Consider the following 21,362-nt stretch of genomic DNA (forward strand, 5'->3'; position numbering starts at 1 on the left):
CCCTCCGTAAATAGTGTTTATTTCTTAAGATTTAGCTTTTCTACATAATTTTCTTTGTTTTCTTGACGTGCGCGGGCAATTGATAATGCCATTCCCGGTACATCCTTCGTAATGGTTGAACCGGCAGCTACATATGCCCCTTTGCCGACTGTAACAGGGGCAACAAGATTAGAATTGCAGCCTATAAAAACATCATCTTCAATTTTGGTCAAATACTTATTTTTTCCATCGTAATTTACCGTAATGGATCCACAGCCAATATTTACCCCACTGCCAACCTCTGCATCACCAATATAACTAAGGTGAGAAGCTTTGCTTCCTTTGCCGAAAACAGCCTTTTTGATTTCAACAAAGTTACCAACTTTTACCTCATCATGAATTTCTGATTCTGGGCGAATATGGGCGAATGGACCAATATTAACACTTGCTCCAATTGAGCTTTTAAACGCGGCTGATTGCCGGATTACTGTTCCATCACCGACTTGGCACGATTCAATTTCTGAATGAGGGCCAATCTGGCAGTCCTCCCCAATAACGGTATTCCCTTTCAGTATTGTTCCTGGATGAATGACTGTATCCTGACCGATTGTCACTTCAGATTCAATATAGGTACTGGAAGGATCAATGATTGTAACTCCATTACGCATATGACTCTCATTGATGCGTGAGCGCATAATCCGCTCTGCTTCTGCCAAAGCTACCCGGTCATTTACACCTAATGTCTCGTCCAAATCATTGGTTTGGAACGCAGAAACAACTTCACCCTGCTTTTTCAAAATCTCAATGACATCTGGTAAATAGTATTCCCCTTGAACATTGTCATTTGAAACATTTTTTAACGCCTCAAATAAAGCAATATTATCGAAACAATATGTTCCTGTGTTAATTTCATTGATCTCTCGTTCAGCTTCTGTTGCATCTTTATGCTCAACGATTTTTTCAACAAGGCCATGATCATTGCGCACAATTCGTCCGTAACCCGCCGGGTCGGCAATCTTTGCCGTGAGGATGGTTGCTTTTGCATTTACCTCTTCATGATGGTTAAAGAGCGCTTCCATTGTCTCTGATTTGATTAATGGGGTGTCCCCGCAGACAACAATTGTTACTCCCTCTTTCCCAGCTAAAATGCTCTCTGCCTGCATGACGGCATGTGCCGTACCAAGCTGCTGCTCCTGCAGGGCATAATGAGAAGTTTCACCCAGCTGTGCCTTTACCTTTTCTGCCCCATGGCCTATAATGGTAACCATTTCCTCTATATTGAGCTTTTTAATCTGATCCACAACGTGTTGAACCATTGGCTTGCCGCATACTGGATGCAGTACTTTATAAAGCTTTGATTTCATCCGCGTTCCTTGTCCTGCGGCTAAAATCACAGCATAACGATTAGACATGGACAGTCCTCCAATTTAACCTTTTTAACCATTTATCATATTATTGTTTTCATTCTTTTTATCCATTATAAAATATTATCGTAAACAGGGATTCATTTCAAGGAGAACAGTAAAGAGTGAATTTTGTGCATGTGTTTAGGGAACTATATTTGTGGTTTTTTAGAGAGGGCTTTTTTCACAATAAAAAGAGCCTCCTACGAAGAAAGGCCCTAGTTGTTCATATCTTCAGGAAGCTCCGGCTTCTTCAAATTCTACTTCTAATTCACCAAGACGGTGGTATTCAGCCAAAACAGCTTCTTGGATTTTTCCGCGTGTTCCTGAATTAATTGGATGCGCGATATCGCGGAATTCCCCATCAGGAGTACGCTTACTTGGCATTGCGACAAACAAACCATTGTTTCCATCGATAACACGGATGTCGTGGACAACGAATTCATTATCTAAAGTGATTGAAGCAATCGCCCGCATACGTCCATCAGTGTTAACGCGGCGTAGTCTAACGTCAGTTACTTCCATGTGCTCACACCCTTTTCCTAATGATAACAAGCTAGTTTAATAATTCAACAAAACCAGTCCGATTCCTTCTTTATTTTTTATTTTTTTTGAAAAATAAGTATAAAATAACGAATTTTCACAAAAAATAAAGAAATTTAGGAAAAGCAGTAAGTAATGTGCCTGACAATTATTGAATCAAAGCAATGACTTCAATCTCTACTAATACATCTTTTGGCAGACGGGCAACTTCCACACAAGATCTTGCAGGCTTATGTGCTGAAAAATATTGGCCATACACCTCATTGACGTCAGCAAATTCATCCATGTTTTTAATAAAAACGGTTGCTTTCACGACTGTTTCTAAAGATGCCCCTGCTTCTTCCAATAAAGCCTTTAAATTTTGGAATACTTGGTGTGTCTGCTCTTTAATGCCGCCCTCCACTAAAGTGCCTTCTGGCGTTAACGGAATTTGACCTGAGCTGTAGAACATATTACCTGCAATAATCCCTTGTGAATATGGGCCAATAGCTGCTGGTGCTTGATTGGTTTGAATAGCTTTCATTTTTTGTTTTCCCCCTATTTTGTAAAATAGTTTCCCTCATGTACATTTATCTTTCTATCTTTTACGTCGACATCAGACAATTTTACCAGTGACAAATAATCATCTACTAAACGTTCTTTGGCTTTTTCTGATTCGACCAAAACAGCAATTCCAGCTACGTGGGCATTAAATTCCTCAAGCATACTGATCATTCCAATCACAGTACCGCCGGCTTTCATAAAATCATCGACAATTAATACATTGGAATCCTGTTTCATGCTTCGCTTGGAAAGAACCATTGTTTGTATTCTCTTAGCTGACCCAGATACGTAATTAATGCTCACGGTCGGTCCCTCTGTTACTTTACTGTCTCTTCTAACCATGACAACCGGAACATTTAACTGACTTGCTACGGCATAAGCGAGCGGTATTCCTTTGGTGGCGATTGTCATAACCAGGTCAATCTTTGTTTCCGCATAAGCAGATGCAATAATCCTGCCGGCTTTTTGAACAATCTGAGGATTGCCCAAAATATCTGTCATATACAAATACCCGCCCGGCAGCAGCCGTTCCGGGTCTGCAATTAGTTCGCAAAGTTCTTTTACAAAAGGCTTGGCTTCCTCCATGCTGACCTTTACGAAAAATTTAACCCCGCCAGCTGCACCTGGAACGGTTTGCAATGTGCCAATTCCTCTTTGTTCAAAGGTCTCTTTCACAATGGCTAAATCCTCGCTGATGGAAGACTTGGCAGATGAATAGCGCTCTGCAAAAAACGTGAGCGGCACTAATTGACGCGGATGGTCTAGTAAATAATTTGTCATATCAATCAAACGTTCACTGCGGCGAAATTTCATAACAATCCCCCAAAAAACCGTATATTCTAATTAAAGAATACTATTAATGTGCGTCTTTAATCAAGTTTATGTCTTTCCCCGAGCATCCTTACGGCAAAAACTTGGTCACAAAACCCTCTTAATCCGTTATAAATCCTGTGCATTCTTGAATCATGCTGCACCAAGCCGAAAACCGTCGGGCCGCTTCCGCTCATGAGGACAGCATCAGCACCAAACCGCTTCATTTGCTCCTTTATTTGAGCCACTTCCGGATGAAGGTTTAAAGTTACATCTTCCAACACATTTCCGACATTTTGGCATACCTTTGTATAATCATGACTGTTAATCGCATTAATCATCTCACCAATATTCGGATGATCCGTTCCGCTTATATTCAGCCTGCGATAGACTTCAGCAGTAGACACACCTATAAATGGTTTTGCTAGGATAACCCAGCATGTCGGGGGAGCCGGAAGCTCTGTAATAAATTCCCCTCTTCCTTTTGCTACAGCTGTACCGCCGTATACGCAAAACGATACATCCGAACCGATTTCACTTCCGAGTTCTGCCAGTTCATCAAGCGATAGTCCCAGATTCCACAATTTATTCAAGCCCCTTAAGGTTGCTGCTGCATCACTGCTTCCTCCTGCAAGTCCTGCGGCAACCGGGATTGTCTTTTCGATTGAAATAACCACCCCTTTTGGAACCTGAAAACGGTCCTTTAGAAGCTGTGCTGCTTGGTAGGCTAAATTACGCTGGTCATCAGGAACATACCGATTATGGGAAAGAATATGTATTTTATCTTGATTTAATAATGACAATTCCACACGATCAGCTAAATCGATCGTCGTCATAATCATTTCAACCTCATGATACCCATCAGGCCGTTTATGTAAAACATCTAATGCTAAATTTATTTTAGCCGGAGCTTTGACTAAAAGCTTCACGCTTGTCCACCTACTTTAAAAATTGTCAAGCCGCGAAGCACCTTTCCCCCTAAAGGCCGCTGGATATCCGTTCCAAAGTCAATAAACAGCCTGTTCTTTTTTTTATGCTCATCTTATGATTGCCGGGGCCGACCGAGGCGCTTGCGCTTTTCTATTCGTTTCATTTTTTGTCCTATTTTACCACAAAAAGGACAATGTAAGACGTGAGATTGATGATATTCTGTAAAAATAATATTTTATCATTAGTTTTCCCCGGGAAAAAGATTCACTTTCCGTCTTTTTGCAAAAATAAAGACCGGGAATACATCCCCGGCCAAGCCTGTGGTAATTATATTGTTTGTTTATTGAAAGGCCAAAGTAATTTCAGATTATTGAGGGTCCCGGCCTGCTATTTGCTGTTCTGCAAGTTCTATCGCACGTTTCACCATATTCCCTGCATCTCTGGCACGGATGCCGCCCCAGCCCTCTTTTTGGACAACTTCATAGAAGCCTAGGTCTTTTGCAATCTCTTCTTTAAACCGTTCGGACATAATGCCTCTTCTTCTGCCCACTTAAACAACCCCTTCCTTACCACAGTATGGTTAGTATTGGGATAATAAGCCGGTTTCATTATATCCAAAAAATCCCTAAAAACAGCAAAAAGCAGTAAACACTCTGTTTACCGCCATCAATTGCTATTATATTCTAGCTTAACACTATTTGTCCTGATGCATCTTCGTAGAAGGTAATTTGGACTGTTTCCGTTAACACATCAGCATAGCTGTAGGAAACTCGTTCAAAAGCATTTTCCTCCTGATCCAGTTCAATCACAAAAACAGAAGGGTAAGTTTCGGCAAGTACACCTGAACGTTCGATTGTTTTCCGACGTCCTCCATTTGCCTTTAGCAATAATCTTTTCCCTAAATTGGAATCCAGGGCTTTTTTGATATCCGCTAAGGTTTTAGTCATTCGGTCCACCTCACTAATGTAAAGTATAACACACTGACACAATCCTGTCAAACAAAAGTATAAATTATATCAGTCCGACAAAAACTTTGTCAATATTTTTTATTCTACTTTTAGTACCAAAATTCAACATTTATTAGGATAACCTTAGACACAACGGATTATGTATCCTTGAAAAATTAAAACCAGCAGAAAAAAAGGCGGTATGCCTGCTTTTGATTTTACTCCTTCGGACGACTCCGCCTTTTTCTGCCTGAATTATTCTTCCTCCTGTACAGGGTTATATGGCATTCCTGTTCTTAATACACCCCTGGTTTCGATTCCTCCCAGCCCCTTCTCTCCTGAAAGCGTATTTCGTAAGACATCCCAAACATTGATCCTTTCCATAAATGGAGTAAAGCTTATTTTTGCCACTATATACACCGGGTCCAGTGCATGAATATTAATTCTAGACGGGGAGCTCGCATAGTTTGCTCCTGCGTGAATAAGAGATTCAAAGTGAGATTGACAGGCGCCGGCGAAAATAACTAATTGATCTAAATGCGGGACTTTTTTTCGTGCTTCCTTGACCGTTTGTACAAAATGTTTCGAATGGCGGTAGGCATTAATATCTGTTATCTTTCCTTTAGCTTTCGAGTATGCATCATGACCGGTAATGACGATAATATCCGGCCGATAATAATCAATTAAGCCGCCGATTTTGGCCGGCATTTCTTTTTCGTTACAATGAATGCCTACAACGGGGACACCGACTTTTTCATATAAATCCATACATTTTTTTAAATAAGCAGGGTCTCCGTCCAAATGAAGCACCTTTCCAGGTATTTGAAAATAACTGCTTGGCTTCACATAACCGTTAGTCGCCTCATACTCCTGCCTCTCCCTCAATAAATCGACATCCTGGGTAAAGAGCCTTAATGACTGCTCTTCAAGTGTCCTGTATTCTTGTGTGAGCTTTTGCCTTTCATTCTGATTCATAATCATTAAATCATCAAAGGGCGCATCGGCACACAAGCGGAAATCCTCTCCGTAAAGAATGGCAGTCTTCTGTCCGTTAACCGTTTGTAAATCAATTACACGAAAGAGAAGATCACAGTTATAGGAACGTCTGCCGACAATATCATTTACTTTTATATCCATTGCCGTCACTCCAAATTAGACCAGCAAATAAGGCCTTGAATAAGGTTTCTTACATAGGCTATGCAATGGAAGACGTCCATGTGAAAAAAAATAGACCCTCGATACACAGGGTCTAGTGAAAATGCGAATATAATTCATTGCTTAAGCGGGCAAATTCCTCAAGGGAAAGAGTCTCCCCTCTTCTGGCCGGATCCACTCCGCTTGTTTCTAATGCCTTGATGATTTCCGCCTTCTTTTGTTTGCCGTCGGGAAGCTGGCTTGTTAAATTATTAAGCAATGTCTTTCTCCGCTGGGCAAAGCTTGCTTTTGTCACTTGAAAGAAGAAGTGCTCATCTTTAACGTTGACGGCCGGGTTCTCTCTTCTGGTCAGTCTTATGACAGCTGAATCAACATTTGGCTGCGGGACAAAGACTGTTTTTGGGACAATCATAACCGTCTCCGCTTTAGTATAGTACTGAACAGCAATGGAAAGAGAGCCGTAATCCTTTGACCCCGGCGCCGCTGAAATTCTATCTGCCACCTCTTTTTGCAGCATGCAGACAATACCGCGAATCGGCAGCTGTTCCTCCAGAAGTCGCATAATGATCGGCGTTGTCACGTAATAAGGCAGGTTTGCAACCACCATAACATCCTTTGTATCTGGAAATTCTTCTTCCATCACGCCCATTACATCCGCTTTTAAGACATCATTATGGATAACTTTTACATTATCATAAGGTGCTAACGTATCTGCCAAAATGGGTAATAGCCGCTGGTCAATTTCAAAGGCTACAACCTTGCCGCTTGTCCGGGCCAGCTGTTCTGTAAGGGCCCCTATTCCCGGTCCAATTTCAATCGCTCCGGATTCTTCTGTTAACCCGGCAAAGCTGACAATCTTTTTTAAGATATTCGTATCAATTAAAAAGTTTTGTCCAAGGCTTTTCTTAAAAGAAAAACCGTACCTTTCCAGGATTGCCCTTGTTCTCACAGGGGTTGCAATATCTTTATCCATCTTTTCGTTCCTCCTGACGAATGGTCACGAGTGCCTCGGCAAACTCCTGCCTGCTAATTTGAAACATCATTAAGCGTTTGTGAAGCTGTTTCCCGTTTGTATAACCGATTTTCAATAGTTTTCCTAAGTGGATTCTCCGCTCCTTCGCGCCTTGTCCGCCGATTAAACCAGCGGTAATTAAATCATCCTGGGTAATTTCCTCTACAATTTCTTTCCGCATAATTTGGGCATCCTTTAAGGCTTCTTTAATGGCCTCAGGGCTTGCATGTTCGACCCCGACACCTTTTCCACTTTTAGCAATAGCTTCTTCCTTCGGCAAAAAGGCATGCTTACAGCCTGAAACCTGTGCAGCAATTGTTTTTCTTATTTTTTCACCAGGATAATCCGGGTCAGTAAAAATGATAACCCCTCTTGTTTCCTGTGCACGTCTCACCTTTTCAATTACGATCTGATTCACGGCTGAACCGTTTGTTTCAATTGTATCAGCCTCTACAGCCCTGTTAATTGCCGTTGTGTCATCCTTGCCCTCAACGACAATGATTTCTTGAATTTTCATAAATCCTTCAAATCCCCTTGTTAAGTAAATAAAAAAATTGAAAAAAAACTGAAACATTTTTGTAATGTCCATCGTCTATATTAGTGAAACCATTCATACAATAAAGTATAATTAAGTTTACCAAAAAAGCAAAATGCAGAGGCCGGCGGGACCTCTGCATTACAAGAAAAAACTACTGTAAAATTTTTATTTTTACTTTCTTTCGTCCCCAGCGATAGGCGTCAGACTTGGATGACATGTATAAATCAATCTTATGCCCTTTAATTGCTCCGCCGGTATCGGCTGCAACAGCATATCCATATCCTTCAACATACACCTTGGTTCCGAGCGGAATAACACTTGGATCGACTGCAATGATTTTAGCATTCGGATTGGCTCGAAGATTAAAGCCGGTTGCTGTCCTTCCGGAACAGCCGTTACAATATGCCGTATAGGCTGTTGCAGTAACATAATATTCTGTTCCTGTTTCTTCACCTCGGGAAACTTGAAGCTCCGTTTCCTTTGTTCCGACAGCTACCACCTTATCTTTTTTCTCTTGAACAGTTTGTTCACTCATTAATTTTCTTGAAACTTCTTTGCCATTTTCCAAAGTTACTTCGTACTGTTTGGATACAAGCCCGCGTTTACCTGAGGTTAAGGTCCTTTCCTTTCCCTTTGGCAGCTTATCATCCTTTTTGGTAATCACTGCAAAGTCAACAGGTTCTTCCACTACATCGGTGACCTTTTCGACGCGAATGACGTTAACTTTACCACTTTTTTTAATGGTGTCATTTAACGACGGTTCAACCCGGTCTAATTTTGTCAATTTAATTCCCTGTTGTGTTAAAAAGTCAGCGACCGTAGTCGAAGTTGACCATACTTCTTGGCTTTTACCGCCGTCAACAAGGCTAAGACGAAAGGCTTTATGTATGCCAATGTTCATCTTACTCTGGATGGCTGTGCTAAGCTCAGGTGTGATTTTGTCATGCTCATTCAATACAATGTTCTGTTCTTTCAGCAGTTCAGCTACAGAATCAGCTGTCGTCCATATCGTTTTCTTCTCGTTGTCCTTGACAATCGTTACCTGTTTCGCTTGCTCCCAAACCACTTCAAGGTGATCAGTCACCTTATTATTAGCTTTCGGATGCAAGTAGTCTTTTGAGTCCGCGGCTACATCAAGTTCATCCAACAATTCCTTAACAGTTGCTGCATGTGTTTTTACAACCCTTTCTTCACCATTTAAGGTGATGGCAACCGTTTTCTTTGATCCTTCAAAAAAGAAAACTCCTAAGGCTGTCAACAATACTATGAAACTAGTAAACGCAATGGCCGCATTCTTCCCGCTCAAAGACTTGGAAAACAGGCTTTTCATGTTTTTGAATACGATGAAAAACGCCTCCTTTTCCTTGGGGAGAAATTTAGATTTAAACGGTCGACTGTCAACCTTTGCATGCCCTGTGAACGTATAACTTATTATGCACAATATTCCAAACATTGCAAAGGTAAACTTATCGACATGGTTATCCTATGTGGAAAAGAAGACGTGTAGAACTTTTTGTTTTTTAAAAATTTTAGGACAAGCTTCTTACACTTTCGACAATATTCCTTATCATTTTATGGCGAATAATTTTTTTGCATTTCGTGTCGTTGCTTCCCCAATCTCTTCGACAGTCATACCTTTTATTTCGGCAATTTGCTCGGCCACCAGTTTGACATAAGCGGGTTCATTCCGTTTCCCGCGGAATGGGTGGGGAGCTAAATAGGGACAATCCGTTTCAATTAGTAACTTGTCCAGCGGAACCTCGGCCGCTACTTCTTTAGGCTTCTTAGCATTCTTAAACGTAACGGGTCCGCCCAGTGAGATGTAAAAGTTCATCTTCATACATTCTATTGCTGTCTCAGGACTGCCGCTAAAACAATGCATTATGCCCCCTACTTCCTCTGCCCCTTCTTCTTTAAGAATTTCGATAATATCTGAGGTCGCTTCACGGTTATGGATAACAATTGGAAGCTTCACTTTCTTTGCAAGGCGGATCTGTTTCCGGAATACTTCCTTTTGTACTTCCTTCGGTGACTTATCCCAATGATAGTCCAGACCCATTTCTCCGAGAGCTACTACCTTTGGATGAGAAGATAATTCCTCAATCCACTTTAAGTCCCCCTCTGTCATATCAATCGCATCTACCGGATGCCAGCCAATGGAGGCATAGATAAAGTCATATTTATCAACTAGCTCCATGGCCCTTTTAATGGTCGGCTGATCAAATCCGACGACGACCATGTTTGTGACTCCTTCATTCTGGGCCCGTAAAATGACATCTTCCAAATCCTCGTTATATTGCTCATCATTTAAATGGACATGTGTATCAAATAACATATTTCTTCATACTCCTTGTCTAATTTAGAAAAGCGTAAGCGCCTTGGTCAGCCCCGATAAGCACAAGACGAGCAGCGGGATGGCTGCTCTTTAACCATTCCTGTCGTATTGACGTGTGACGCTCGAGGGGCTGGGCTGCCCTTGCTGGACAATTTTCAAAGTCGAAACGTATAAATTCTTATATAAAAAAAGGGAAATTCCACGAAATTTGTTTCACGTGGAACATTTCCCCTTTTTCATTATTTTACTTTTGCCCCATTTGGCAATGATTGATCCACTGTTGCTAGGGAAAGCTGTCCGTCTTTCGAACCTGCCAAAATCATTCCCTGTGATAATTCACCGCGAAGTTTAACTGGTTTTAAGTTGGTAATGCAGATTACCTTTCTGCCAACTAATTCTTCCGGTTTATAATATTGAGCAATACCAGAAACAACCTGACGTTTTTCATAGCCAAGGTCCAGCTGGAGCTTCAATAGCTTATCCGCCTTTTTCACAGGTTCTGCCTCCACTACTTCAGCCACACGAAGGTCAATCTTCATAAAGTCATCAATTGAAATTTCCGCCAGTTCTTCAGGTTTTTCTTCTTTTTTCTCCTCCACAGCTGGGGCTTCTGCAGAACCGCCTTGCATTTTTGCTTTAATAAACTCCACTTCTTCTGCAATTTCCAATCTTGGGAATAATGGAGCATCCTTTTGAACCTTTATACCGCTTGGAATCACGCCAAATTTTTCAAGGGTTTCCCAAGCTTGAAGTGATTCGTCGTTAAGGCCAAGCTGTTTAAAGATCCCGCCTGGGGTTTTAGTCAAGAATGGTTTAAGAAGAATGGCCATCCTTCGTAATGATTCTGCTAGATGGACCATTACACTTGCCAGTTCTTCTCTCTTTGCTTCATCTTTCGCCAACATCCATGGCTGTGTTTCATCAATATATTTATTTGTTCTGCTGACTAGCTGCCAAATGGCTGTCAGGGCTACGGAAAATTCCATTTTTTCCATTGCCTCTTCATATTTTGCAACCGTTTCTTGGTTTACCTGTAATAAGGATTCATCAAATTCACCGACTGAACCCGCATAATCAGGAATTACACCGGCAAAGTATTTTTCAATCATAGCCACCGTACGATTTAACAGATTTCCTAAATCATTGGCTAAATCGAAATTAATTCTTTCAACAAACCCTTCAGGAGTAAATACTCCGTCAGCACCAAATGGAACTTCCCTTAACAAATAATAGCGAAGGGCATCAAGGCCGTAGCGGTCAATTAATGTAACGGGATCAACCACATTCCCCTTAGATTTTGACATTTTCCCATCCTTCATTAACAGCCAGCCGTGCGCAAATACTTTCTTAGGCAGCGGAAGATCCAATGCCATCAGCATGATTGGCCAATAGATGGTATGGAAGCGGACAATCTCTTTTCCAACCAAATGGACATCTGCCGGCCAATATTTTAAATACTTGGAATCATCCTCTGTTCCATATCCAAGTGCCGTAATATAGTTAGAAAGAGCGTCAATCCAAACATAAATGACATGTTTTGGGTCGCCTGGCACTTTTATCCCCCAGTCAAATGTTGTCCTTGAAACGGCAAGGTCTTCAAGTCCTGGTTTAATGAAGTTATTAATCATTTCGTTCTTTCTGGATTCAGGCTGAATAAATTCAGGGTTTTCCTCATAAAAAGCAAGCAGCTTATCTACATATTTACTCATCTTAAAAAAGTAAGATTCTTCTTTTACTCTTTCAACCGGGCGGCCGCAGTCAGGACAATTACCATTTACCACCTGATGATCAGTAAAAAATGATTCACATGGTGTACAATACCATCCCTCATACTGATCCAGGTAAATATCGCCTTGATCCAAGAATCTTTTAAAAATCTTTTCGACAACCTCTTTATGCCGGTTCTCCGTTGTCCTGATAAAATCATCATAAGAAATATCAAGCTTGTTCCAAAGTTCTTTAATTCCACTGACAATTCCATCGACATATTCCTGCGGCGTTATCCCTGCTTCTTCTGCCTTCCGCTGAATTTTTTGTCCATGCTCATCCGTTCCTGTTAAATACATGACATCATAGCCGCGCATTCTTTTATAACGTGCCATCGCATCACCAGCAACTGTAGTATAGGCATGTCCAATATGTAAATTTCCACTCGGATAATAAATCGGTGTGGTTAAATAAAAGGTTTTTAACTTTTCCTCCATTATAATTCCCTCCTCTGGTAAGAACAGTGCAAAGCGTCTTGCCCCATCTAACAAGTATTGCCTGTTTTTTCTCATTCTTATCATCAAAATATACCGAAAAATAGACTTTTGTGCAAGAAACCCTGCTTTTAAGCTGTCATCCAAAATTTAAAAAATATTTCCTTTTACACCCATAAAAATTTTACCATATTCGAAGAGTATAGTTGAACATAATGCTGTTTTTGTTAATTTTTGTCGAATTTTCTTTAAGTTTATATTATCTAATATTATCAACTTAATAATATTAAAAATAATATAAAGTGAATAATCATTCAAAAGTCCCTTGATACACCAGCATTTTTAAATTGGAAATATTTTTCCCTTATTTTTCAAAATTAAATTATTGACGAATATGGGAAAGGCTGGTATTATAAATTCATCAAGAAATTTGTCGAATAATGGCGAATTAATAAAGATACAAAATCATAGTTTAATAGCGAGAGGAGATCCAGAACAATGAAATCTACAGGTATTGTTCGTAAGGTTGATGAATTAGGTCGTGTAGTTATTCCGATTGAATTAAGACGTACTCTTGGCATTGCTGAAAAAGATGCTCTTGAAATTTATGTTGACGATGATCGCATCATCTTGAAAAAATACAAACCAAACATGACTTGTGCAATCACTGGCGAAGTTTCTGATGATAACCTGTCATTAGCTGGCGGTAAGTTAATTTTAAGCCGTGAAGGCGCAGAATTATTAATAAAAGAGATTCAAAGCAATTTTGAATTAGCAAAATAAGAATTTCCTTAGAGTCAATCATTTATTATTATTCTTCTTCCTTAGTCATAAAAAAAAGCTTCGGATTCGTATTGAATCCGAAGCTTTTTTCTTACCCATCAATATGGTATGCCTGGTATACTTCCCGTTTAGGAAGTCCACGGTCCTTTGCTGTTTGCTTGATAGCATCCTTTGAGCTCTGGTGTTTAATGGAAATATAATGGTTGACATGCTCTCCAATCGTTAAGTCAGCCCACCAGCTTTCTGTTTCATCCGCTTGGTCTTGAGAGCCTTCAACAATTATGCAAAACTCACCACGGATTTCACTTTTATTTGCCCAATCAAGCAATTCATTTAGGCTTCCTCTTATAAACTCCTCAAATTTTTTCGTCAGCTCCCGGCACAAAGCCATTTCCCTGTTGCCAAAGACTTGTTCCATAAGAGTGAGTGTTTCTTTCAGCCGGTGGGGTGATTCATAAAAAATCAATGTTGCCTGCTGATGCTTTAGACCTTCTAATTGTTCCAATTTCTCATGTTTATTCCGGTTAAGAAAGCCAAAAAAGTAGAAAGGCTGGCAGGACACCCCGGAGGCAATCAGCGAAGTAAGTGCTGCATTGGCACCAGGAAGCGGTACAACGGTTATGTTTTCTGCAATCGCACTTTTCACAAGTTCATATCCAGGGTCAGATATAGCCGGCATCCCGGCATCGCTGACCTGGGCAATTTTCAGACCGTCTTTCAACTTTTGAATCAGCTTTTCACCGCTTGACTCCTTATTATGCTCATGATAACTGACAACCTTAGTCTCAATCTCAAAATAATTCAGCAGCTTTTTTGTGTTTCTCGTATCCTCTGCCGCAATTAAATCTGCTTCTTTTAATATTCTGACCGCGCGATAACTCATATCTTCCAGATTTCCAATGGGTGTAGGAACCAGATAAAGAATCCCTTTTTGCTCCTCGTTTTCAAAGCTTTTCTGCTGCCACATAATCTTCACCCGTTTCTCTTACAATATACTCCAGCTTTTGTTTACGTGATAATTGCTTAAACTGATACTCCGCTCTCATAGCTTCGGTTTTTGTTTCATAACTTTTTGAGAAGGTTAATGTTACCGGACCTCTGCCGCGTGTATATTTTGCCCCTTTTCCTTCATTATGAAGCTTCACTCTTCGTTCCAAATTATTTGTGTATCCTCCATATAAACTGCCATCTGCACAAGTAAGGACATAAAAATAATGATTATTCTCCATATCCATATAAAATCTCTCTTATTTCCTTTGTGTATTCATTCTGTTCATTATAAACAATCAACGGCTTTTCAATTTTTAAATCAGGGCTTCCGTCTTTAATAGCCTCAATCAGCAATGTATTGGCATTCTTCCCTTCCTTAGGGTAGACGAATTGGATTCGCTTTGGTTCCAGCCGATATTGACGCATTAGCGTAATCATCTCAATTAACCTGCCCGGCCGGTGAACAAAGGCTGCCTTCCCGCCCTGCCTGACTAGTTTACTTGATGTTTGGATTGCGTCCTCCAATGTGCAGTATATTTCATGACGGGCAATAGCGAGATGCTCATTCGGATTGATTTCACTTTTTGGCGGGGTAGCAAAGTAGGGAGGATTACAGGTCACTACATCATAATTTCCATGGCCTAAAGCCTCTGGCATGTCCTTTATATCTCCTAAAATCATTTGCAGGCGGCTGCCAAGTCCGTTATATTCAATACTCCTTACCGCCATATCGAAAAGCCGCGGCTGAATCTCCACACCCGTTATATATCCCTTTGATCTTGCACTTAAAAATAATGGAATCACACCGTTTCCGCTGCAAAGGTCAATGATATTGCCCTTTTGAATAGGAACATAAACAAACCTTGCAAGCAAGACTGCATCCAATGAAAAAGCAAAAACAGAAGGGCTTTGGATGATTCGCAAATTTTCCGCTAATAAATAGTCTAAGCGCTCATCGTCCTTTAATTCAACCATCATTACCATCCTTTATTCCATGCTCAGGTATATAAAAATAGAGGCTGACAACAGCCTCTTCACATTATTTCTTATTTAGAAAGGAAAGACAGAACAGGCAGTCTCCATCCTTACGCAAGCTGCCAAAATGGAGATTGCATATATGAAATCCCTCATGATATAACCGTGCAAGGTTATCATACCCTTCCCCTATATCATATGGCTTCGCGTTAGATGGTGAATGATCGGTCTCGTCAGCTGCATCGGCACCTTTTCCATCCTTGATTGTTTCTGCCAGATTCTCTTCTGCCTCCGTGATCACATCTAAACGACGTCTTAGATGTTCATTTTCAAGCTTTAAATAATGATTTTCCTCCAAAATTTCAGCTAAGTGCTGCTTTAATTCGCCCAGCTGCTGATATAGATGGCCAATTTGTGTTTCCATATTACTTACCGATTCGAATATTTCCTTCTTATCCACGTCTTCCACCTCATTAATCTGTGGATTGTATAGAAAAGGCACCTTCTTTAATAATTTCATCCAAAGTATATTCAAGAACTCGTTCTTGTTCTGTTAATTCAACTTGAAGAACCCGTTCCAATATATTCAGTCCTACTACTTTTCCAGGACCGTTCGGGGTTTCAATAACTTCTCCTAAATCAGGCAATGCTTCTTTTGCCGATTCATATTCATCATTTTCATATTTTAAACAGCACATAAGTCTGCCGCATAAACCGGATATTTTAGTAGGATTTAACGATAAATTTTGATCCTTCGCCATTTTAATTGACACAGGGTCAAAATCACCTAAAAAGGTGGAGCAGCACAGCATTCTTCCGCATGGACCTATCCCGCCCAGCATCTTTGCCTCATCACGGACCCCAATCTGTCTAAGTTCAATTCTTGTCCGAAAAATGGCTGCTAAATCCTTGACGAGTTCACGGAAGTCTACTCTTCCATCGGCAGTAAAATAAAAAATAATTTTATTTCGGTCAAAAGTATACTCAACGTCAACGAGCTTCATATCAAGCTGATGCTCATTCACTTTCTCATTACATAATACATAAGCTTCCTCGGCCGCCTGTTTATTTTCATCGACAATCATTCGGTCCTTTTGATCCGCAATTCTAACTACCTTTTTTAATGGGAGGACAACATCGTGCTCCTCTACTTGTTTACGAGGAATGACCGCTTTGCCATATTCCACTCCACGGACGGTTTCAACGATGACAAAGTCATCCTTTTGAATTGGGAGGTCTCCAGGATCAAAATAATAGATTTTCCCTGCCTTTTTAAAGCGTACTCCTACAACATCATACAAATGAAGATCCCTCCTGAATTTTTAACACAAGCTGTTCCATCATCAGCTGAGGATTCATATTCGCGTCAAGCTTCCTTTTAGCTTCGAGGATTGCTGACATTTGATTCGAAAGACGCCGTCCTGATGTATTTAAGGCAAATTGCTTTAACCGTTCACTTTCTTCCTTAAAAACAATCTGCTCCTCTTTATCTAATTGTATATATAGTAAATCCTTAAAAATAAGAAGTAAAAGATCTAGACCACGGTGAATCTGCTCTTTTTCTTTAAAGTGTTGAAACCAATCACTTTGAAGCGCGACCATTGCCTCAAATGGATTCTTGTTCAATACCTCATATAATTTTACCACTATTTTTTGGGCTTGTGCAAACCATTCATCAGCATTTAATTCCAGCGCATCACCTAAGTTATTTGTCAGCTGGGCTAAAATACCTGCTTTTTGCGGCGGCACGCCGTTTTCCATTAATTGCTTAACCATGATGGTTGGAGAAAGCGGCTGGAATGTAAGGACCTGGCATCTTGAGAGAATGGTTGGCAAGATCCGCTGAGGCTGCTCTGTTAAGAGAAAAGCAACTGTTCCGGCACTTGGCTCCTCCAAAAATTTCAATAAGCTATTTGATGCACTAACGCTCATTTTATCGGCATGTACAATTAGGTAGACTTTCCTTGATGATTCGACACCCTTTTTGGTAAATTCAGCCTGCAGGCGTCTAATTTGATCCACCTTAATGGATCCTCCATCGGGCTCAACCAAGTGAACGTCTGGATGGTTTCCGTTATTGATGCGGCGGCAATTATTACAGGTTTCGCAGGGTTTATAGCCATCAATCAATGATTCACAAAAGAGAGCCTTTGTTAGTAAGAGCCCTATATCTTTTTTACCTGTTCCCCTTAAGCCCTCAAAAAGATAGGCATGGGCGACGCGGTTTTTCCTTATGCTGTTTTTTAACATTCTTAAAACCGTTGGCTGCAGCTCTTCTAGCTGATCCCATGTTTTCCCCATACTAATCACTCACTTCATTTTTTGCCTTACTAAACCCGGCTGTTAGTTTGCGTTACAGACACTTTGTATTCCTTGTTTTACGCAGGCGGTACAGGGGGCCTCATGGGCGTCTTAGCACCTCCGGGGTCTCCCCTGCTCCTTGCTCCTTGCACGACATTGAATTACATTCTTGAATCCGCTGCATGCGAGGGAATTGCGTTAGAACTCACGAAAATTCTGCGTGCCCTCCGCTCCAATCAACCTATTAAGGCCAATATCCAAATCCAATTCTTTAAAAATGTAAAAACTGTTCAATTGGAAGCACGAAAACTGTAGCTCCGCCGACTTCTACTTCCACCGGGTATGGGACAAAGGAATCTGCATTCCCGCCCATTGGAGAAACCGGTGAAACAAGCTGTTCTCTTGCACTGCAATTATCCTTGATAATTTGAAGACAGCGGTCAACACGTATATCCTCTGTTCCAATCATAAACGTTGTATTACCAGATTTTAAAAAGCCGCCTGTTGTAGCAAGTTTGGTTGCACGGAAGTTATATTCAACTAAAGCTTTAGACAAACGATTACTATCCTGATCCTGAACAATAGCGATAATTAATTTCATCAAACCACCCTTTCATTTTTTCCCCGGCTCTATTTCCTTTACCTATATTATAACAGTTTATAATATGGCTTTCATTCTTAGAAATATCTCTATAAAAAAAAGCCTTTCAATGAAGGCTATTAAATTAATCATTTTTCCCTGACAATTTGAAGGGTCCTCTGAAAGACTTCCTCTACTGATGCAGATGCATCAATTTTCACGATCCTGTCTGAAAAACGGCTGAGCAGGACAGTATACCCTTCCCTTACCTTTTGATGAAACTCAAGGTCCTCCAAGTCCAAACGATTGATCTCTCTTCCTTTATTTTTATTAATCCGCTGCAATCCTAATTCAGGTTCAATATCAAAATAAATCGTTAAATCTGGCATCATTTGCCCAATGGCGAATTGATTAATGGCCCACACCTCATCAATCCCCAGCCCCCTGGCATATCCCTGATAGGCAAGTGAACTGTCAACAAAACGGTCGCATAATACAATCTTCCCTTTATCCAGTGCCGGCTTTACTTTTTCTATTAAGTGCTGACGCCGTGCTGCTGCATATAGTAATGCCTCAGTCCGTGCATCCATGGCTGTATTGTTTTTATCCAGAATCACCTGACGGATCTGTTCTGCGATATCAATGCCTCCCGGCTCCCTTGTTAATAGTGAATTGTCCAGCTGTTCTGCTATCATATTAATGATGGTCGTCTTTCCTGCCCCATCAGGCCCCTCAAATGTTATAAATGTACCACTTTTCATTCTTTTAATCCTCCAAACCTGTTCCGCTTTTATACTTTAAATACTTGTATTTGCCTTTCTTTTAATAAAGCCCCGCCTTGAAATCTTGCTCCTGTATGTAATAACTTTTTTAGCTGAAGGAGCTTTCGATCTGTAATTTGTTCTCCCTGTAGAAGCAATGGGACTCCCGGCGGATAAGGAATCACCTGTTCTGCACAGATTCTCCCGACAGACTGTTCAATACCTATGTACTCTTTTTTTAATCTTAAAAGCTGATGGTAATCAATTGCAAGACGGGATATCTCTTCCTCGCTATTACGATATTCTTCGTCTCTTTCTTTTATTGGGTACCCAGTTGTCACCTTTTTTATAATCATTGCTGCTTCCTCTAATGGATAGGCCTGTCCATTTTTTAATAACGGCAGAACCAGAAGAATATTATTCGGGTCAGCCAGTTCTGTATAAATAGTACTTGCTTCTAACTCCTTTTGCAGTTCAAATCCGTTAAGACTGCAACGTGATTGAATCGTTATTTTTAAAAAATCCCCTTCTTGCACTTCAGGGTATTCCAAAACTTTAATTGCAGGTATGTTCATGAGCTGATTCTTAAAAGATTTAATTCTCTCTAATAAATAATCTAAATCCTGTTTCCTATATCCTGCAGCATAATGCCTCGCAATATCCAAAGAAGCCATGATGAGATAAGAAGGACTGCTGGATTGAAATATTTTTAGGTAATGCTCCAGCTTTTCATTTGGCACTAGAGAACTATTCCAATGCAAAAATGATCCCATTGTCATCGCCGGCAAAGTCTTATGGGCTGACTGTACAACAATGTCAGCTCCCATTGTTACGGCTGATTTTGGAAAGGGACCGCCAATAATAAAATGCGCCCCGTGAGCTTCGTCCACCAAAACAGGAATTTGATGCTCATGAGCCTCCTCAATGATTCCAGACAAATCGAAAACCATGCCATAATAATTGGGATAAGTCACAATCACCGCTTTCGCCTTAGGATATAATTGAATGGCTTTACGCACAGAATTCCTGCTCACACCGGATGCTGTTTTCCATACCGGGTCATAATCCGGCTCTAAAAAAACCGGATTAACCTTGGACAGCTGCAGGGCATTTAAAATGGATTTATGGCAATTTCTTTGTACCAGAACGATATCATTTTCTGAACAAGCGGCCATGGTCATCGCAAGGTTGCCTACGGTTGAACCATTCACAAGAAAATAGCTTTTTCCCGCCTGATATAGTTCAGCCAATAGACTTTCTGCTTCTAATATGGCCCCTTCAGGCGCATGCAAATCATCCAGACCAGAAAGCTCTGTGGCATCCAATTGAAGGGCCTTTTTGAAAAAGGGAAACTCTTCACTCATTAGACGTCCATATTTATGTCCAGGAACATGAAAAGAAATCGGATTTCCTTTTATATGCTTTATTAAAGCTTGTATTAAAGGCATTCTTAATTGTGCATTCATAAAATAACTTCCTTTTTAGCATCCAGTTTATTTTAACAAAAAAACATTAGAGCTGCCTTATTATAGATTTTTTATAATAACCAATCATAAATTCCATCTTTTCATAAGGGCCCCCCTCAGCAGCTTCCTTGTTTTGGTTTGCTCCAAGACATAGATGTTTCCTATGGGATTCTATTGCTTTCTTTTATCCGGCTGTGTCTTTTAGACCTATTCTATAGGAAACACCAAAACCCTCCCTAAAAAAATAAAGCCCTGTGATAGGACTTTGTTAAGAAAAAATTTCTGGTGTGTTTACCTTTTTTAATTGTTTAAGAAAATGCTTATATTTTGGATCGTTTGTATCTGTTTGAATTAGTTCATGTTCACAGTCTGAACAAATAAAAGAAGTGTATAGATGTATTCCTTTTGATTTTTGATTCTCACAAATAACACATGTTTCAATAAGTTGATGCTGTGCTAAATTTGAACTCAAAGTTCTCCACCTCCATACACCCATTCTTGCCTATAACATTAATTTGTATACAATTTTTAGAATCATCACTTTTCGGTTATCTCAATGATTATCTTATGTTCCATTTCCCGTTTAGGTGTATGTCTATAAAGGATTAATTTTGGGAAATTAAAAAAGACAACCTTTTAAGATTGTCTTTTTATTTGCCCGGCAACGTCCTACTCTCACAGGGGCAAGGCCCCAACTACCATCGGCGCTGAGAAGCTTAACTTCCGTGTTCGGTATGGAAACGGGTGTGACCTTCTCGCCATCACCGCCGGACTATTTATTTGTTGAGGTTTCATTCCCTCAAAACTAGATAATAGAGAAGAAGTATGTTAAGAACGAGTTCGCTTTAATCAATTATTGTCTAGCTCCAGCGTCCAGCAACTAGTGTCCTTCGGTCTTTTCCCTGCGATAAGTCAACATCGATTCGCTTACGCTCATCGTGTTTCCTTTATCTCAGTCAAAGCCCTCCAGGCCATACGTTGCTAACCGGACGCTTCCGCTTTTCGATTTGTCTAGCTGCGGCTCCTAACTTCTCGGCCGTTTCGGTCCGTCCCTTCAAATCCTAAAACCAGGATTTGCAGTGCCAGCCCTCCAACGTCTGTCGAAGTTGA

General features: G+C 40.5%; 24 protein-coding genes and 1 rRNA gene. 1 reads left to right on the top strand and 24 read right to left on the bottom strand.

All coding sequences use genetic code 11. The annotated features are described in order from the left end of the window. Positions 1-17 precede the first annotated feature (17 nt). The 13 genes from glmU to metG form a co-directional block, all read right to left on the bottom strand. On the bottom strand, positions 18-1,391 hold the full coding sequence (gene glmU, locus M3183_RS22250; protein ID WP_251473110.1) for a bifunctional UDP-N-acetylglucosamine diphosphorylase/glucosamine-1-phosphate N-acetyltransferase GlmU: 1,374 nt from the start codon (positions 1,389-1,391) through the stop codon (positions 18-20). 225 nt (positions 1,392-1,616) lie between these two features. Then, complete coding sequence (gene spoVG / locus M3183_RS22255; protein WP_003347151.1) at positions 1,617-1,907, bottom strand: septation regulator SpoVG; 291 nt, start codon at positions 1,905-1,907, stop codon at positions 1,617-1,619. Between the two features lie 166 nt (positions 1,908-2,073). Then, the gene (gene ridA, locus M3183_RS22260) at positions 2,074-2,448 is read right to left on the bottom strand and encodes a 2-iminobutanoate/2-iminopropanoate deaminase (protein ID WP_251473112.1); all 375 of its coding nucleotides are present in this window, start codon (positions 2,446-2,448) and stop codon (positions 2,074-2,076) included. Between the two features lie 14 nt (positions 2,449-2,462). Further along, positions 2,463-3,281: a pur operon repressor gene (gene purR, locus M3183_RS22265; protein ID WP_251473114.1), complete on the bottom strand. Its 819-nt coding sequence runs from the start codon at positions 3,279-3,281 to the stop codon at positions 2,463-2,465. Between the two features lie 56 nt (positions 3,282-3,337). Continuing rightward, entirely contained in the window at positions 3,338-4,207 is an 870-nt protein-coding gene (gene ispE, locus M3183_RS22270) for a 4-(cytidine 5'-diphospho)-2-C-methyl-D-erythritol kinase (RefSeq protein ID WP_251473115.1), read from the bottom strand. A 368-nt stretch (positions 4,208-4,575) separates the two neighbouring features. Continuing rightward, positions 4,576-4,758, bottom strand: coding sequence for a small, acid-soluble spore protein, alpha/beta type (locus M3183_RS22275; RefSeq protein WP_251473116.1), 183 nt, complete (start codon positions 4,756-4,758; stop codon positions 4,576-4,578). Between the two features lie 133 nt (positions 4,759-4,891). Next, positions 4,892-5,155, bottom strand: a complete 264-nt coding sequence (gene veg, locus M3183_RS22280) for a biofilm formation stimulator Veg (protein ID WP_251473117.1) — start codon at positions 5,153-5,155, stop codon at positions 4,892-4,894. Positions 5,156-5,410: 255 nt separating this feature from the next. Beyond that, complete coding sequence (gene yabG / locus M3183_RS22285; RefSeq protein ID WP_251473118.1) at positions 5,411-6,292, bottom strand: sporulation peptidase YabG; 882 nt, start codon at positions 6,290-6,292, stop codon at positions 5,411-5,413. A 112-nt stretch (positions 6,293-6,404) separates the two neighbouring features. After that, a complete protein-coding gene (gene rsmA, locus M3183_RS22290; protein ID WP_251473120.1) occupies positions 6,405-7,283 on the bottom strand; it encodes a 16S rRNA (adenine(1518)-N(6)/adenine(1519)-N(6))-dimethyltransferase RsmA in 879 nt (292 codons plus the stop codon). Then, complete coding sequence (rnmV, locus tag M3183_RS22295; RefSeq protein ID WP_251473122.1) at positions 7,276-7,839, bottom strand: ribonuclease M5; 564 nt, start codon at positions 7,837-7,839, stop codon at positions 7,276-7,278. The genes rsmA and rnmV overlap by 8 nt, the downstream gene beginning before the upstream one ends. 172 nt (positions 7,840-8,011) lie before the next feature. Then, positions 8,012-9,190 carry a G5 and 3D domain-containing protein gene (locus tag M3183_RS22300; RefSeq protein ID WP_251473124.1) on the bottom strand — a complete coding sequence of 393 codons (1,179 nt, stop codon included), beginning with the start codon at positions 9,188-9,190 and terminating at the stop codon, positions 8,012-8,014. A gap of 237 nt (positions 9,191-9,427) precedes the next feature. Next, positions 9,428-10,195, bottom strand: coding sequence for a TatD family hydrolase (locus tag M3183_RS22305; protein WP_251473126.1), 768 nt, complete (start codon positions 10,193-10,195; stop codon positions 9,428-9,430). 239 nt (positions 10,196-10,434) lie between these two features. After that, positions 10,435-12,399 carry a methionine--tRNA ligase gene (gene metG, locus M3183_RS22310; protein WP_251473127.1) on the bottom strand — a complete coding sequence of 655 codons (1,965 nt, stop codon included), beginning with the start codon at positions 12,397-12,399 and terminating at the stop codon, positions 10,435-10,437. 495 nt (positions 12,400-12,894) lie between these two features. On the opposite strand from metG, the gene M3183_RS22315 reads away from it, so the two are divergent. Further along, complete coding sequence (locus M3183_RS22315; protein ID WP_251473128.1) at positions 12,895-13,179, top strand: AbrB/MazE/SpoVT family DNA-binding domain-containing protein; 285 nt, start codon at positions 12,895-12,897, stop codon at positions 13,177-13,179. A gap of 91 nt (positions 13,180-13,270) precedes the next feature. Here the strand turns inward: M3183_RS22315 and rsmI are convergent, their stop codons facing one another. The 11 genes from rsmI to rrf form a co-directional block, all read right to left on the bottom strand. After that, positions 13,271-14,146 (bottom strand): 16S rRNA (cytidine(1402)-2'-O)-methyltransferase, encoded by an 876-nt coding sequence (gene rsmI, locus M3183_RS22320; protein WP_251473129.1) that lies wholly within the window; start codon positions 14,144-14,146, stop codon positions 13,271-13,273. Then, the gene (locus M3183_RS22325) at positions 14,124-14,408 is read right to left on the bottom strand and encodes a GIY-YIG nuclease family protein (RefSeq protein WP_251473154.1); all 285 of its coding nucleotides are present in this window, start codon (positions 14,406-14,408) and stop codon (positions 14,124-14,126) included. Before M3183_RS22325 ends, rsmI begins: the two co-directional genes overlap by 23 nt. Next, positions 14,398-15,144, bottom strand: coding sequence for a tRNA1(Val) (adenine(37)-N6)-methyltransferase (locus M3183_RS22330; protein WP_251473130.1), 747 nt, complete (start codon positions 15,142-15,144; stop codon positions 14,398-14,400). Before M3183_RS22330 ends, M3183_RS22325 begins: the two co-directional genes overlap by 11 nt. A gap of 64 nt (positions 15,145-15,208) precedes the next feature. Continuing rightward, positions 15,209-15,604 (bottom strand): DNA replication initiation control protein YabA, encoded by a 396-nt coding sequence (gene yabA, locus M3183_RS22335; protein ID WP_251473131.1) that lies wholly within the window; start codon positions 15,602-15,604, stop codon positions 15,209-15,211. A gap of 13 nt (positions 15,605-15,617) precedes the next feature. After that, the gene (locus M3183_RS22340) at positions 15,618-16,445 is read right to left on the bottom strand and encodes a PSP1 domain-containing protein (RefSeq protein ID WP_251473132.1); all 828 of its coding nucleotides are present in this window, start codon (positions 16,443-16,445) and stop codon (positions 15,618-15,620) included. Beyond that, complete coding sequence (gene holB, locus M3183_RS22345) at positions 16,438-17,445, bottom strand: DNA polymerase III subunit delta' (protein WP_251473134.1); 1,008 nt, start codon at positions 17,443-17,445, stop codon at positions 16,438-16,440. Before holB ends, M3183_RS22340 begins: the two co-directional genes overlap by 8 nt. A 271-nt stretch (positions 17,446-17,716) precedes the next feature. Continuing rightward, the gene (locus tag M3183_RS22350) at positions 17,717-18,046 is read right to left on the bottom strand and encodes a cyclic-di-AMP receptor (RefSeq protein ID WP_251473137.1); all 330 of its coding nucleotides are present in this window, start codon (positions 18,044-18,046) and stop codon (positions 17,717-17,719) included. Positions 18,047-18,174: 128 nt separating this feature from the next. After that, on the bottom strand, positions 18,175-18,786 hold the full coding sequence (gene tmk, locus M3183_RS22355; RefSeq protein WP_251473140.1) for a dTMP kinase: 612 nt from the start codon (positions 18,784-18,786) through the stop codon (positions 18,175-18,177). Positions 18,787-18,815: 29 nt separating this feature from the next. Further along, positions 18,816-20,252, bottom strand: a complete 1,437-nt coding sequence (locus M3183_RS22360; protein WP_251473142.1) for an aminotransferase class I/II-fold pyridoxal phosphate-dependent enzyme — start codon at positions 20,250-20,252, stop codon at positions 18,816-18,818. A gap of 268 nt (positions 20,253-20,520) precedes the next feature. Continuing rightward, a complete protein-coding gene (locus M3183_RS22365; protein ID WP_251473144.1) occupies positions 20,521-20,748 on the bottom strand; it encodes a sigma factor G inhibitor Gin in 228 nt (75 codons plus the stop codon). Positions 20,749-20,908: 160 nt separating this feature from the next. Beyond that, a 5S ribosomal RNA gene (gene rrf / locus M3183_RS22370) occupies positions 20,909-21,024 on the bottom strand. Positions 21,025-21,362: the final 338 nt, after the last annotated feature.

The sequence above is a fragment of the Neobacillus mesonae genome (genome assembly GCF_023715155.1).
In the GTDB taxonomy this organism is placed as follows: domain Bacteria; phylum Bacillota; class Bacilli; order Bacillales; family Cytobacillaceae; genus Neobacillus; species Neobacillus mesonae_A.